At 67.3% G+C, this 15,002-nt stretch carries 12 protein-coding genes; 7 read left to right on the forward strand and 5 right to left on the reverse strand.

Annotation, left to right across the window (positions count from 1 at the left end):
* Window position 1 precedes the first annotated feature (1 nt).
* The 5 genes from recG (at window position 2) to ACTOWK_RS18155 (ending at window position 6,265) form a co-directional block, all read left to right on the forward strand.
* Entirely contained in the window at window positions 2–2,119 is a 2,118-nt protein-coding gene (recG, locus tag ACTOWK_RS18135) for an ATP-dependent DNA helicase RecG (protein ID WP_441331495.1), read from the forward strand.
* A gap of 130 nt (window positions 2,120–2,249) precedes the next feature.
* Window positions 2,250–2,876: a DUF4166 domain-containing protein gene (locus ACTOWK_RS18140; protein ID WP_441331496.1), complete on the forward strand. Its 627-nt coding sequence runs from the start codon at window positions 2,250–2,252 to the stop codon at window positions 2,874–2,876.
* On the forward strand, window positions 2,873–3,823 hold the full coding sequence (locus ACTOWK_RS18145) for a nucleoside hydrolase (RefSeq protein WP_441331497.1): 951 nt from the start codon (window positions 2,873–2,875) through the stop codon (window positions 3,821–3,823). The genes ACTOWK_RS18140 and ACTOWK_RS18145 overlap by 4 nt, the downstream gene beginning before the upstream one ends.
* 348 nt (window positions 3,824–4,171) lie before the next feature.
* On the forward strand, window positions 4,172–4,414 hold the full coding sequence (locus tag ACTOWK_RS18150; protein WP_441331498.1) for a type B 50S ribosomal protein L31: 243 nt from the start codon (window positions 4,172–4,174) through the stop codon (window positions 4,412–4,414).
* A 543-nt stretch (window positions 4,415–4,957) separates the two neighbouring features.
* Window positions 4,958–6,265, forward strand: a complete 1,308-nt coding sequence (locus ACTOWK_RS18155; RefSeq protein WP_031372635.1) for a citrate synthase — start codon at window positions 4,958–4,960, stop codon at window positions 6,263–6,265.
* Window positions 6,266–6,382: 117 nt separating this feature from the next.
* Here ACTOWK_RS18155 and ACTOWK_RS18160 read toward each other — a convergent pair whose 3' ends face one another.
* The 5 genes from ACTOWK_RS18160 to ACTOWK_RS18180 form a co-directional block, all read right to left on the reverse strand.
* Entirely contained in the window at window positions 6,383–6,760 is a 378-nt protein-coding gene (locus ACTOWK_RS18160; RefSeq protein ID WP_441331499.1) for a hypothetical protein, read from the reverse strand.
* A gap of 150 nt (window positions 6,761–6,910) precedes the next feature.
* Entirely contained in the window at window positions 6,911–7,471 is a 561-nt protein-coding gene (locus ACTOWK_RS18165) for a hypothetical protein (protein ID WP_441331500.1), read from the reverse strand.
* A gap of 529 nt (window positions 7,472–8,000) precedes the next feature.
* Window positions 8,001–8,963, reverse strand: coding sequence for a hypothetical protein (locus ACTOWK_RS18170; RefSeq protein WP_441331501.1), 963 nt, complete (start codon window positions 8,961–8,963; stop codon window positions 8,001–8,003).
* A 241-nt stretch (window positions 8,964–9,204) separates the two neighbouring features.
* Entirely contained in the window at window positions 9,205–9,858 is a 654-nt protein-coding gene (locus ACTOWK_RS18175) for a hypothetical protein (protein ID WP_441331502.1), read from the reverse strand.
* Between the two features lie 280 nt (window positions 9,859–10,138).
* A complete protein-coding gene (locus ACTOWK_RS18180; RefSeq protein ID WP_441331503.1) occupies window positions 10,139–12,727 on the reverse strand; it encodes a penicillin-binding protein 1A in 2,589 nt (862 codons plus the stop codon).
* A gap of 404 nt (window positions 12,728–13,131) precedes the next feature.
* On the opposite strand from ACTOWK_RS18180, the gene ACTOWK_RS18185 reads away from it, so the two are divergent.
* Window positions 13,132–14,190 (forward strand): pilus assembly protein PilM, encoded by a 1,059-nt coding sequence (locus tag ACTOWK_RS18185; protein ID WP_057919051.1) that lies wholly within the window; start codon window positions 13,132–13,134, stop codon window positions 14,188–14,190.
* On the forward strand, window positions 14,190–14,990 hold the full coding sequence (locus ACTOWK_RS18190; RefSeq protein WP_441331504.1) for a PilN domain-containing protein: 801 nt from the start codon (window positions 14,190–14,192) through the stop codon (window positions 14,988–14,990). Before ACTOWK_RS18185 ends, ACTOWK_RS18190 begins: the two co-directional genes overlap by 1 nt.
* Window positions 14,991–15,002: the final 12 nt, after the last annotated feature.

Below are 15,002 nucleotides of genomic sequence, written 5' to 3' on the forward strand. Positions count from 1 at the left end.
GATGCCGAGCCGTCAGGACGGGCCCTCCGTCGATCTCCACACACAGCCGTTGCCGCGGATGCCCGGGGTGGGGCCGCGCGTGGCCGAGAAGCTCGCCGCACGCGGCCTGACCACGCTGCAGGATTTCTGGCTGCAACTGCCGCGGCAATACGAAGACCGCACCCAGATCACCCCGATCCGCTTGCTTCAGCCCGGCGTCGCCGCCCAGGTCGAAGGCCGGGTCGAGTCGGTCGAGCGCGGCTTCCGTTATCGGCCGATGTTGCGCGTGGCCATCGGCGACGATTCGCGCTCGGTATTGGTGCTGCGCTTCTTCCATTTTCGCGCCGCCCAGGTCGCGCAGTTCCGCATCGGCGCGCGCGTGCGCCTGTACGGCACGCCCAAGCCGGGCCAGCACGGGCTCGAAATCGTCCATCCGAGCTATCGCGTGCTCGACGACGACGGCGAAGTCGCGCTCGGCGACCAGCTCGATCCGGTCTATCCGGCGATCGAGGGCATCGGCCCGGCGACCTTGCGCCGCCTGATCGGCTACGCCCTGGACCGCCTGCCCGACGATGCTTCGCTGGAGTTGCTGCCGCGCGAGCTGCGCGAACGCCTGCAACTGCCGACCTTGCGCGAAGCGCTGCTGACCGTGCACCGGCCGGCGGTCGACGCCGATGTGGCCGCCTTGATCGCCGGCCGCCACCCCGCGCAGCGCCGGCTCGCACTCGAAGAACTGCTCGCCCATCACCTCAGCCTGCGCCGCCAACGCATCAGCCAGCAGGCGCATAAATCGCGCCCGCTAAAACAGATGCCGTTGGCCGAGAAGCTGCGCAAAGCGTTGCCGTTCAAGCTGACCGGCGCACAAAAGCGCGTCTTCGACGAGATCCGCGCCGACCTGGCCAAGCCCTCGCCGATGCTGCGCCTGGTCCAGGGCGACGTCGGCAGCGGCAAGACCGTGGTCGCCGCGCTCGCCGCGATGCTGGCCGTGCAGCACGGTCGCCAGGCCGCGCTGATGGCGCCGACCGAGTTGTTGGCCGAGCAGCACCTCAATAATCTGCGCCGCTGGCTCGAACCCCTGGGCGTGCGGGTGGCCTGGCTTGCCGGCAAGGTCACCGGCCGCGCACGCAAGACGGTGCTGGAGCAGGTCGCCAACGGCGAGGCGCAGGTCGTGGTCGGCACCCATGCGCTGATGCAGGAAGGCGTGGCGTTTCGCGACCTGGCCTTGGCCATCGTCGACGAACAGCACCGTTTCGGCGTCCACCAGCGCCTGGCCTTGAGAGACAAAGGCGCCGGTGGCGCGGTCGGCGAGGACGCGATCGTGCCGCACCAGTTGGTGATGACCGCGACGCCGATCCCGCGCACCTTGGCGATGACCGCCTACGCCGACCTCGACGTTTCGGCGATCGACGAACTGCCGCCCGGGCGCACGCCGGTGCAGACGGTCGCGCTCGGCGAAGAGCGCCGTCCGGAACTGGTGCAGCGCATTCGCACCGCCTGCGCGGAGGGCCGCCAGGCGTATTGGGTCTGCACCCTGATCGACGATTCCGACGAGGTGATCGCCCAGGCCGCGCAGACCACGTTCGAGGAACTGTCGCAGCAGCTCGCGCCGTTGCGCGTGGGCCTGGTGCACGGGCGCATGAAGGCCAAGGAGAAGCAGGAAACGATGCGCGCGTTCAAGGACGGCGAGCTCGACCTGTTGGTCGCGACGACGGTGATCGAAGTCGGCGTCGACGTGCCGAACGCCTCGCTGATGATCATCGAGAACGCCGAGCGCCTCGGCCTGGCCCAGTTGCACCAGTTGCGCGGCCGCGTCGGCCGCGGCAGCGCGGCGTCGAGCTGCGTGCTGCTGTATCGCTCGCCGCTGTCGGGCCTGGCGCGCCAGCGCCTGGACACCATGCGCAAGACCCACGACGGTTTCGTGATCGCCGAGAAGGACCTGGAATTGCGCGGCCCCGGCGAATTGCTCGGCACCCGCCAGACCGGCCTGGCCGGCTTCCGCGTCGCCGATCTGGCCCGCGACGCCGATCTGCTGCCGTTGGTGCAGGAACTGGGCGAGCGCCTGCTCAAGACTTCGCCGGAACTGGCCGAACGCATCGTCTCGCGCTGGGTCGGCGGCGCGGCGAGGTACGCCTCGGCCTGATCGTGGCGAGCGGCCCTGCTTTGCATCCCGCAACCGCGGACGGGGGCTCGGGACGGAGGTCGGACGGCGATCCGAAGGCCGCAAACCGGGCACAAATCGAACCGCCCTTGCGGCGCCCAACAATGGCATAGTGTCCCGCCAGCTGGAGCGCCCCACCCGGATGCCGGGAGCCCTTCAAAACGCGGCCACGCAATGGTTCGGCCCGGCTTTCGAGCGGCTGCACCCCTTGCTGCAGGCGCTGCACCGCAGCGGCGGGACCCTGGGCGGGCAGATCGTCCTCTCCACCGGCACCGGCCCGGCCGGCTATATCGGGCGCCGTCTCGCCCGTCGTCTCGGCATTCCGATCGATCGCGCACATCGCGGTTTCCGCGTCGACATCGTCCACGACGCGCAGGCCATGCAGTGGCGCCGCCGTTTCGACGACGGCAGCGAACTGGTCTCGGTGTTCCGTCCGGTCGGTCGTTATCCCGACGGCCATTGGCTGGAAAGCACCGGCCCGGCGCGCATGAAGCTCGGCGTCGATCTCGATGGCGGCGGTTGGCGCTGGCGTCTGCGCGGCGTCGACATCGGCGGCGTGCCGTTGCCGTTGTTCCTGTTTCCGCGCACCGATGCCTATAAGCGCATCGAAGACGGCGGGCGTTATCGCTTCGCCGTGGCCTTTTCTCTGTTTCCCTTCGGCGAGCTGTTGCGCTACGAAGGCGCGCTGCACGCTGTCCCGGCCGACACGGCCGTCAACGACGAACGAGTGGCTTCATGACTGATCGCATTCCCCTGCTTATCGATACCGACCCCGGCGTGGACGACGCGCTGGCGCTGCTGATGGCGTTCAACGATCCGCGCCACGAACTGGTCGGCCTGACCATCGCCGCCGGCAACGTCGGCCTCAAGCACACCGTCGCCAACGCCTTGAAGCTGTGCGAAGTCTCCGGCGTCGACGTGCCGGTATTCGCCGGCGCCGATGCGCCCCTGCTGCATCCTTCGCCGGATGCGGGCTATGTGCACGGCCAGGACGGTTTCGGCGACGTCGGCTACGAAGCCGCCAAGCGCCAGGTCGAAGCCGAGCACGCCGCGCTCGCGATCATCCGCCTGTCGCACGAACACGCCGGCAAGTTGTTGCTGGTGGCCTTGGGGCCGCTGACCAACGTCGCGCTCGCGCTCAAGCTCGATCCGACCTTGCCGCAGCGCATCGCGCGCATGATGGTGATGGGCGGCGCGGTGACCTGCCAGGGCAACATCACCCCAGCGGCCGAGTTCAATATCTACTTCGACCCGGAAGCCGCGCACATCGTGTTCGAAGCCTTCGAACACATCGACCTGGCCGACTGGGAAGCGGTGATCGCCCATGGCCTGCATCACGAACGCGTGCTGACCTGGTTCCAGACCGATTCGCCGCGCGGCAAGTTCTACGAGCGCATTTCCGAGAAGACGCGGATGTGGTCGATCGACCGTCGCGGCGATCACTGGCATGCCGCCGACGCCCTGGCGATGGCGTTCGCGCTCGAGCCCGACGGCGCGCTCGACGTGCAAGAGCGTCCGCTGTCGATCGAACTCGAAGGCACCCACAGCCGCGGCGCGACCGTGGTCGACTGGCGTCGCCAGGAAGGCCGCCCGGACAAGGTCGCGATCCTCATGAAATATGATCACCAGCGGTTCGAAACCCTGATTCAGAAGGCACTGGCCGCTCACCCAGGCAGAGGAGAGTAGGCGTACGGCGAAACGGGCAGAAGCAACCGCGCCGCGAACTCCCGATTCAGAAGGCACTGGCCGCACACCCAGGCAGAGGAGAGTAGGCGTACGGCGAAAACTGCAGGAGCGCGGAAGGTCATCTCCACCGCCCCCAGCCCGGCGCGAGCCGGGAAGCAGGGAGTCATCAGCGGACCATGCCCCTAGGCCTCGCCGGCCAATCAGGCAGGAAGCGGGGTGGACGCAGCTCCCCCCGCCTCATTCAGCCTCTCCGCCGCCGATTCGTTTTCCCGGCCCAAATGGACTTGCACGCCCCCCAATCCGGTCGCTATACTGCCCGACTTTCCCGCATACCTAAGGTTGAGTGCCATGAAGGCAGGCATCCATCCCGAATACCGTAACGTCGTGTTCCAGGACGTCACCACCGACTTCCAGATCCTGACCCGTTCGACCCTGTCGAGCAAGGAAACGATCAAGTTCGACGGCACCGAGTATCCGCTGATCAAGGTCGACATCTCGTCGGCGTCGCACCCGTTCTATACGGGCAAGCACAAGATCATGGACACCAGCGGTCGCGTCGACAAGTTCCGCAAGCGTTACGCGCAGAAGTAATCGCGTCGCATCGCTGTGCGCACAACGGCTGCCCGAAAGGGCGGCCGTTTGCGTTTGCGCCGATATCGCTGTTCGTCCGCGATGGTGCAGCGATGCGGATTCGTGCTGGGCGCAGTAGCCGTTCAAGCGCGCCATCGAGGCCCGCCGGTGACAGGGCGGTGTCGGGCAATGCGCCCATGCCTGCTGTCGCCGCCGCTGCCGCATGGACGGTCCCACGCGTCGGCGTATCCGGGCGGCGTCCTCGCCCGACCCGATGCCTTGCGCTCCCGCCAGGGCCGATGACCGCCTCGCGACAGGCTTTCCGCCAAGCCGCGACAAGCCCGCCCACGCTGGTCGGCGCTGAGCCTTTCGGGGCCTGTCTCGGGATCGAAAACCGGTCCCGGCGATGAAACGCTGCGTGGCCGCCATGCGTCCCTCCCCGACCAAAGTCCGAGCTTGGGCTCAAGAAGCGTTGTGCGATAATTCAGCATCGCAGTTCAAATGCGACCCCCGTCCCCCTCTTGCCGCGGCCTCCCCTGCGGCAGGCAGATTGAGGAGTGTTTCGTGTCCGATGATTCCAAAAAAGCTGGCCTCGATCAGGTCACCCTGACCGCCGGCGACAAGAGCGTGATCTTGCCGGTGCAGCACCCGGTGTTGGGCGCATCCTGCGTCGACATCGCCAAGCTGCCGAAAGAAACCGGGATGTTCACCTACGACCCCGGCTTCACCGCGACCGCCAGCTGCAAGTCGGCGATCACCTACATCGACGGCGATGAGGGCGTGCTGCTGTACCGCGGCTACCCGATCGAACAGCTCGCCGAGAAGTCGAACTTCCTCGAAGTCGCCTATCTGCTGATGAACGGCGAACTGCCGACCGCCGGCGAGTTCAGCAAGTTCGAGCACGAAGTCACGCATCACACGATGATGCACGAAGCGTTTCGTACCTTCCTGTACGGCTTCCGCCACGACGCCCACCCGATGGCGATGCTGGTCGGCATGCTCGGCTCGATGGCGAGCTTCTATCACAACGAACTCGACCTGGAAGATCCGGAACAGCGCCGCCTGGCCGCGATCCGTCTGATCGCCAAGGTGCCGACGATCGCCGCCGCCTGCCATCGTTATTCGATCGGCTGGCCGATCCGCTATCCGAAGAACAGCCTCGACTACACCACGCGCTTCCTGCACATGCTGTTCGAAGTGCCGAGCGAGCCGCTGGAACTCAACCCGGTTGCCGCCAAGGCGATGGACTTGTTGTTCATCCTGCACGCCGACCACGAGCAGAACGCCTCGACCTCGACCGTGCGTCTGGTCGGTTCGACCGGTGCCAACCCCTACGTCAGCGTCGCCTCCGGCGTCGCCGCGTTGTGGGGACCGGCGCACGGCGGCGCCAACGAGGCCGTGCTCAAGATGCTCAACGAGATCGGCCGCCCCGAGAACGTCAAGGGCGCGATCGACAAGGCCAAGGACAAGGAATCGGGTTTCCGCCTGATGGGCTTCGGCCACCGCGTCTACAAGAACTACGATCCGCGCGCTGCGCTGGTCCGCAAGATGACCCACGACGTGCTCGGCGAGCTCGGCGTCAACGATCCGCTGCTGGAAGTGGCGATGAAGCTCGAAGAGGCAGCGCTCAAGGACGAGTACTTCGTCCAGCGCAAGCTCTACCCGAACGTCGATTTCTACTCGGGCATCATCTACAAGGCGCTCGGCATTCCGGTCGAGATGTTCACGGTCATGTTCGCGATCGCGCGCACCGCCGGTTGGGTCTCGCATTGGCTGGAACAGCAGAACGACCCCGAGAACAAGATCGGCCGTCCGCGCCAGATCTACACCGGTCACGCGACGCGCGACTACGTCGGCGCCGACCAGCGCTGATCCGCGTCCGCATCCCGGATGCGAAAACGCCCCGCTTCGGCGGGGCGTTTTCGTTTGCGCCTGCGCAACGGCATCGCCGGGACGATGCCGCGCGAGTCGCGCCTTGCTCGATCGTCTTTACTCGACCACGCAGTCGGTCAGGTTCAGGTATTCGGTACCGGAGCTGAAGCCGACCGTGCAGGTGGCGGTGAAGGCCGTGCCGGGCGGCAGCGCGGCCAGCTTGCCGTCCTCGCTGCTGAGGCGCGCGTATTCGACCTCGCCGTCGGCATCGGTGGCCGAGGTGAGCGCGGTGTCGGCCATCGAGGTGCTTTGTTCCAGCACCACCGCGGTGAAGCGCACGGCCTGGTCGTACTCCGGCATCGACAGCGCGCTGTGGCCGGCGTCTTCGTAGCCTTGGTAGAGCTCGGACAGGGGGGGCGCCGCGGGCTTGCCGGCGGCGACGGCAGCCGACGAAAGCGTCGCCAGGCACAGCAGTACGGTTCCATGAAATCGCATGATGCTTCCTTGAGTGGGTGCGTAAAGGTTCGTCATTGTGCCGTCGGTCGGTGGCGGCGTCTCGTTTGTCATCGGGCAGGTTTCACGGAAACCCCGACCGGCCGGGCGCGGGGCTGCCGCGGAGCCTGGATGAGGTTGCCCGGCGCGCGTTTATTTGAGGTCGGGAAAGCGTTCCAGCGCGCACTGCGTCAGTCGCTCGGACAGCTGCGGATCGTGTTCCTTGAAATAGTCGGCCATATCGCGTTGCGCGCCCGGGTCGCCGGCTTGCGCGGCGCGCCAACGCAGCGCCGTGGCCAGATCCCGCTCCGCAGAAGAGGCATGTCCGTTTTCGTAACTGGCGATGGTGCCGTGCAGCTCGGCGAGTTTGTTGTAGCCGGCCGGCGCGCCGCGTTGCAGCAGCCAGGCGACCAATGGCCGGGCGGATTCCCAGTCTTCGCCATACATCGCCACGTTGAACAAAGTCGTGACCGCGCGCCAGTTGCCTAGCTCGGCGGCTTCGATCAGCACGGGCTCGCCCTCGGCGTCGTACGCACCGATGCTACGGGCCCGGGCGTATTTTTCCCGCGCGGCGGCGGTGATTTTCGGAAGCCCCGCATTGCCGGCATCGCAGGCGAAGTTGTCGGCGACCAGGCGTGCGGCGGGCGTACCCATCCACGCCTGTTGATCGCGCATTGCCTTGGAGAGGATCGAGACGACGCGCTTCGGGCTCATCGCCGGGCGCATCCAGGCCGTGCGCGCGGCCAGCCGGCGCTTGCGTTCGAGTTCCTTGCGCTCTTCTTCGGCGCTCTGCTCTTTCTGCGCCCGAGTGTCTTCGCGAGGCCCGATGTCGGGGCAGGCCTCGAACTGTGCCGGCGGCTGCAGCCAACATTCCGCGGCGACCTTGACCGGGAACCGACCCCAGAGCATTTCCAGGACGTAGTGCTCCTGGCCGGGCCGCGGCATCACCGTGACCCGCGCGGAGTCGTCCGCCAAGCCTTGGATCAGGACGGTTCCGTCGGCCAGGTCCCAGCGATAAGGGCTCGCCTTGCAGGCGCGCTTCGAGTTGCAGTTGGCGCGCGCCGGCAGCGGGAGGCTGTTGCGCGAATGCGGGCGATACGAAGCTCAGCGAACACAGCGCGATGGCCATGGCAGACAAGCACGGACGGCCAGGGCGACGGGTCATGGTGGGGCGTTTCCTGCTAAGGATCGATGGGAATCCAACCATGGTTGCGTCAGCGGCGGCGTAGGGCGGCGGTCGTCACTATGGAGTCTTTGCGGTCGCCTGCAGGTCGCGGATGAAATGCGCGTATGCGCCGCGGTCGTCGGCGGCGCCGGATGCGATGCGTTCGCGTTGCGCTTGTGCCTGGTGCATGGCCTGGTCGGCACCGAGGCTGCCGTCGAGCACGCCGTCGCGCAATTGCCGCATGCGCTGCAGGCTCAGGCCGGAAGCGCGGGCGTATTTGTCGTTCTGGCCCAGAAAGAAGCCGATCAGCGCTGGCGGCAAGCGCGCGTCGTCGGCGATGTCGCGACGGCCGTACTCGTAGACCTTCGTCTGCTTCCACGGGTCGAAGCCGCGGGTGCCGAAGCTGTCGGACTGGCTCAGGAAAATCTGCGTGGTCGGGACCACGATGCGGGTTTCGCCTGGCGTCGTGGCAATGCGCCAGACCGCGACGGTGTGGTTCGCCGTCGGCCAGAACAGGCCGACATTGCGTACGCCGCCGCGGCGGGCGAGGAAGGCGTACAGCGCGGACAACTCGTCGCATTCGGCGGTGGCGGTGGCGGTGATGCCGGTCGGGGTCGCGCTGCGCCGGGCGCGCCATTGGGTCCAGATCGCGTCCGAATTGGGTTCGCGATCGGTGATCGCCCAATGCAGGTTCCAGTAGCCGCCGTCGCGGGTGGCCTCGAACAGCAGGCGCAGATAGGCGTAGTCGGCGTAGGGCAGTTGCGCGGCACTCAAGTTCTGGGCGGCGCGCAAGGCGTCGTAGTCGGCGCGCACGGCGGGGCTGGATTGCGACGCCGCGGCCTGTGTACGCAGGCGGGCGACCAGATCGGCGACGGTGTTCGGTTCGGCCGGTATGTTCGTGTTCGATGCGGTGCGTTGCGCAGGCGGTGTCGCCACTGCGACGAACGACAGGGCCGACAGCATCAATGCGCCGAAGAGCAGGCGAATAGCGGGCCTGGGGTTCTGCATCGTGGAGGTGCCGCGCCGGGGGTGTTTTCGCATGGGTTCGATCCTTCGAACGGTTTTGTCGGGCGGATGCGGTTTCGTACTTGTTTGATAGGCACGCGGCCACATGGCACTTGGCTCATCTCGCGCCGTCATCCCCGCGAAGGCGGGGATGACGCTTGGAAGTGTCGCCAGGGTGTTCAGGCGCGTGGGGGCGACGGGGCCGCCTGGTCAGGCGTTCTGTGAGCCGAGGCGAGCCGGAGGGTTTCGTTCATACCGACACCCGCACCACCGCCCGCTATCCTCGCTCGAAGTCGGAAATTTCCTCGTCGGCCAGCAACTGCCGCAACTGCGCCGTTGAGGCGCGTTTCATCGGTTTCTCGTCGACGTTCGACAGCGGTGCCTGGCGCAGCACGTCCAGCGGCAGCACGGTCAGGTCGAAGGTCAGCTCCTCGGCGCTGAACACCCACACCGGGAAGTCTTCGCTGCGTTCGCGGTCCAGGCGCAGGCGGCGTTCGCGCGCCTCGGCCGGGATCAGGTGGTGATCGAGGAACATCGACACGGCCTCGGGATCGTCGCTGTACAGGTGCAAGGCGACCGGGCTGTGCGCGTCGGCGGTGCCGTCGAGCACCGGGCCGACCAGGCGCGGCTCGAATTCGGCGAAGAACTCCAGCGCGCGCAGCGCGGCTTCGCGGCGTTGGCGCAGGCCGTTGAGGTTGTCGCGCTGGAACAGGCGCTGGTACTCGCGCAGGGCGTCCTCGATCTCGCGGTTACGCGGCAGCGAGGCGTCGTCGAAGATGCCCAGGCGCTCGGCGGCCTTGAGCTTGGCCTGGTGGTAATCGCGGATGCCGCTTTCGGCGATCAGGCGCGCGGCTTCGTGGGCGAGGCGATGGCGACGCTCGCGGATGCGGGTCTGCGCATGCTGATGTGCGTGCTGTCGGGCCTGGTGCATCTCGACCTCCGGGCTGGCACGTCACGGCGAGGGCGCTCGCCGCGGCCGGGTAGGGCTGGCATGGCCAAACCTAGCACGTTCGTCGGTCAGGGCAATGTCCATGCGGCCTGCCGGCGCCGTGGCAGGCCACGAGGTGCCCGATTTAGCAAGATGCGACCTGGCAAACGCGACCAGGCGAGACGCCAGGCCAGGCGCGGACGATCCGAGTCGCACGATGGCGCAAAGAAAAGGCCGCACGCGTTGCGTGCGGCCTTGGCCGGGGCGTGCCTGGGGCAGGCGATCAGAAGATGTCGTAGGACTCTTCCGACGGCGCCGATTCTTCGTTGCCGTAGTCGGTATAGGTCTGCATGCGTTCCAGGTCTTCGGCCTTGACCCACTCGATCACGCCGCCGGCGCCGTCGGGAATCAGCGCGCCGTTGCCGGCGACCGACACCTTGACCATGCCCTGGGGCGGCTCGTTGACGGCGAGCGGCTGGTCCTTCAACGCCACCCGCATGTAGTCGATCCAGATCGGCAAGGCGGCCTTGCCGCCGTATTCGCGATAGCCCAGCGACTTGTAGTTGTCGCGGCCGACCCAGACCGTGGTGACGTAGGGCCCGCCGAAACCGGAGAACCAGGCGTCGCGGTGGTCGTTGGTCGAACCGGTCTTGCCGCCGACGTCTTCGCGGCCGAGCACCTTGGCCGCGGTGCCGGTGCCGCGCTTGACCACGTCGCGCAGCATCGAAACGATCTGGTAGGCGATGCGGTCGTCGATCGCGCGCGGCGCCAGGTTCATGCTCGCCTTCTCGGCTGCAGTCAGTTCCTTCTTCGGCGCGGCCGGCTTGTCCTCGGCCTTCTTGGCCTTGGGATCGGGCTTCTTCGGGTCGGGCTTGGCAGTGTCGGCGCTGCCGCCGGCCGGGCCCAGGTCGAAACCGTCGACGACGGTGCTGACCGGCACCGCGACCGAGGTGCCGCCGCGGCCGCCGCATTCGGGGCAGGCGGTGGCCGGCTTTTCCTTGAACACCACCGCGCCGGCGCGGTCCTTGACCTCGTCGATGAACCACGGGGTGATGCGGAAACCGCCATTGGCGAACACCGAGTAGCCGCGTGCGACCGACAACGGCGTGAGCGAGGCGGTGCCGAGCGACATCGACAGGTTCGGCGGCAGTTGCTCCGGGTCGAAACCGAAGTGGCTGATGTACTTGCGGGCGAAGTCGACGCCCATCGCATCGAGCAGGCGCACCGAGACCAGGTTGCGCGACTGCACCATCGCCTCGCGCACGCGCATCGGGCCGGCGAAGTTGCCGCCGTCGTTCTGCGGACGCCACAGGTGGCCGCGCCGGTCCTTGAACACCACCGGGGCGTCGAGGACGATCGAGGCCGGGTTGTAGCCGCGTTCGAACGCCGCCGCGTACACGAACGGCTTGAAGCTCGAACCGGGCTGGCGGCGCGCCTGGGTAGCGCGGTTGAACTTGGCGCCGGCGAAGCTGTAGCCGCCGGACAGCGCGCGCAGGGCGCCGTTGCCCGGCTCCAGCGACACCAGTGCGGCCTGCGCCTGCGGCAGCTGGTCGAGGCGGTAACTCACCACCGGGGGCTTGGCCGGCGCGGCGGGCACGACCGGTGCGGCCGCCGCGGTGCCGGCTTGAGCCGTCGGGGCGACGACGGGTTCGGTCACGGTCTCGGTGCGTTGGATGCGCACCACGTCGCCGCGCTTGACTAGGCTGCCGGGGCTGCGGCCGCCGAAGCCCTGCTTCTCGGTGAGGGTCAGTTCGGTGCCGTCGCCTAGCACGACGTTGGCCTGGCCGCCGTTGCTGCCGAGCACGACCGCCGGCAACAGATTGGCCTGGGCCGGGATGCCGCGCAGGCGTTGGCGCGCGGTCGCGGCATCCTCGCCGGCGGCGAGATCGAAGTGCTGCTCGACCCCATGCCAGCCGTGGCGGCGGTCGTAGACCGAAAGCCCGTCGCGCACCGCCTTGTCGGCGGCGACCTGCAGGGTCGGGTCGATGGTGGTGGTGACGTGATAGCCCTTGGTCAGCGCCTCGGCGCCGTAGCGGGCGATCATCTCCTGGCGCACCATCTCGGCCACGTAGGGCGCGTAGACCTCGACCGGACGCTCGTGCGGGCTGGCGTGCATCGGCACGGCCTTGGCCTGCGCGGCCTCCTCGGCGCTGATGAAGCGCTGATCGACCATGCGGTCGAGAATGTAGTCGCGGCGCAGCTTGGCCCGGTCGGGATTGCTGAGCGGGTTGCCGCTGGACGGGAACTTCGGGATGCCGGCCAGCGAGGCCATCTCGTCGAGCGATAGCTCGCTCATCTTCTTGCCGTAGTAGAACTCGGCCGCGGCGCCGACGCCGTAGGCGCGGTTGCCGAAGAAGCTCTTGTTCAAGTACAGCTCGAAGATCTCGTCCTTGCTGAGCTCGCGCTCCATGCGCATCGCCAGCAGCATCTCGCCGAGCTTGCGCTTGTAGCTGTATTCCGAGCTCAGGAAGAACTGGCGCGCGACCTGCTGGGTGATGGTCGAGCCGCCCGGGACGCGCTTGTCGTCGGTGGTCGCCAGCAGCCAGACCGCCCGGCCGATGCCTTTGTAGTCGATGCCGTGGTGCTTGTAGAAGCGGGCGTCCTCGATCGCGATGAAGGCCTGCTTGAGCCGGTCGGGCACGTCCTCGATGGCGATCGGGTAGCGCCGGGTCTCGCCGAACAGCGCCATCAGGCGTCCGTCGCGGGCATAGACATACATCGGTTCCTGCAGCTCGACCGTGCGCAGGGTCTCGACGTCGGGAAGCTTGGGGACGATCAGGTAGTACAGGGTGCCGAGCGCGATGGCGCCCAGCAGGACTGCGCCGATGAACGCGTAGAGCGGCCAACGCAGCCAACGGCGAATACGGGACATCGAATCGGATTCCGGAGTCGGTGGTCGTGACGGGCAAGTATAGAGGAGCGCGGATCGCGGCCCCGGTTCGGGCGCCAACCGACCGACGGTGGGAGACGCAGGCCGGCCGGGCGAGTAGGGTGGGGGCGCGACCAGGCGCCGTCGGACGACCGCGATGGGGGCGATTGGGGGCAATCGGCACGGAACGGGATGACGGGTAGTCGGGCTGGGGAGGGCCCGTGGTGTTGCGCCGTCTTACACGCAGTCGACAGACTGACGGTGGGGGTCACGTGACGTTGCGGGTCAAAAAAGCACGACTGGGTTGGCAATCGTGAAAGAAGTGGTTGCCAGCCTGTGAAAAGTCCGTTATCTAAGCCGGGGCCACACGAAGTGCGCGTAAGCGCTTGTGGCATGGGGAGATAACTGTGGGACTCATCACGAAAAGCCAGCCGGCATTGGTCGGCGTGGACATCAGTTCGACGGCGGTGAAGCTGTTGCAACTCTCACGAGTCGGCAACCGCTACCGCGTTGAGCATTATGCTGTCGAACCGCTGCCGCCTAACGCGGTGGTGGAGAAGAACATCGTCGAGGTCGAGGCGGTGGGCGAGGCGATCAAACGTGCGGTCGCGAGGTCGGGGACCCGCGTCAAGCATGCCGCTGCGGCCGTCGCCGGTTCCTCGGTGATCACCCGCGTGATCGGCATGCCGAACGACCTGGAAGGGGACGAGTTGGAGTCGCAGATCGAGCTGGAGGCGGCCAATTACGTGCCGTACCCGATCGATGAGGTGAACCACGACTTCGAGGTGCTCGGCCCGATGCCCGGCAGCCCGGACATGGTCCAGGTACTGCTGGCGGCGTCACGTTCGGAGAATGTCGAGGTTCGCGCTTCGGCGCTGGAGCTCGGCGGACTGACGCCCCGCGTCATGGACGTGGAAGCGTTCGCGATCGAGAACGCCTTCGCGCTGCTGGCCGACACTCTGAGCAGCCCGCGCGACGGTCTGGTCGCCCTGGTCGACTCCGGCGCGACCATGACCACGCTCAACGTCCTGCGCAACGGCCGCAGCCTGTACCACCGCGAGCAGGTCTTCGGCGGCAAGCAGCTGACCGACGAGGTCATGCGCCGCTACGGTCTGAGCTACGAGGAAGCCGGTCTGGCCAAGCGCCAGGGCGGACTGCCCGAGAGCTACCAGGCCGAGGTGCTGGAGCCGTTCAAGGAAGCGATGGTCCAGCAGGTCAGCCGCCTGCTGCAGTTCTTCTACGCCGGCAGCGAATTCAACCGCGTCGACCAGATCGTACTGGCCGGCGGCGGCGCTTCGATTCCGCGCATCGCCGAGATGGTCGAGGAGCAGCTCGGCGTCCCGACCACGGTGGCCAACCCGCTTGCGCACATGACCCTCGGACCGCGCGTCCAGGCGCATGCGCTCGCGCAGGACGCCCCCGCGCTGATGATCGCCTGCGGCCTGGCCCTGAGGAGCTTCGACTGATGGCACGCATCAACCTGCTCCCGTGGCGCGCCGAACGGCGCAAGGCACGTCAGAAGGAATTCGGCGCCATCCTCGGCCTGTCGGCCCTGGTCGCCGTCGCCCTTTCGGTGCTGATCGTTTTCTACTACAGCGGCGAAATCAGCGGTCAACGCAAGCGCAATGCCTTCCTCGACGCGCAGATCGTCGAAGTCGACAAGAAGATCACCGAGATCGAGGAGCTCGACAAGAAAAAGTCGAAGCTGCTTGCCCGCAAGGAAGTGATCGAAAAGCTGCAGTCCAACCGCTCGCAGATGGTCCACCTGTTCGATTCGCTGGTACGCACCATCCCCGATGGCGCGGTGCTGACCGCGATCAAGCAGGACGCGGAAATACTGACGCTCGAAGGCCGGGCCCAGTCCAACGCCCGCGTCAGTACCTATATGCGTACGCTGGAAACCTCGGGCTGGATGACCAAGCCCGATCTGACCATCATCGAGGCCAAGGGCAACGAGAAGGGCCTGCCGTACGAGTTCAAGCTCCAGGTCACGCTCGCCAATCCGAACGCGCCCAAGGACGAGGACGGCGACGGTATTCCGGATGCGCCGGTCGCTACGGCCGGGGCCACGGATGCCGCTGCAGCAGGAGCCGCGCCTGCGGCCGCCGCAACGACGGCGCCTGCTGCAACGCCGCCGGCCGCCGCACCTGCCGGAGCCGCGCAACCGGCTGCCGCGCCGGCCAAGCCGGCCGCTGAAGCCGCCAAGCCTGCTGCCGCGCCGGCCAAGCCCGCGTCGGCGCCCACCAAGACAGGAGCCGCGTCGTGAGCAGAAAGGCTT

Origin of the sequence: Lysobacter sp. CA196 (assembly GCF_052078695.1) — a bacterium.
GTDB lineage: Bacteria > Pseudomonadota > Gammaproteobacteria > Xanthomonadales > Xanthomonadaceae > Lysobacter.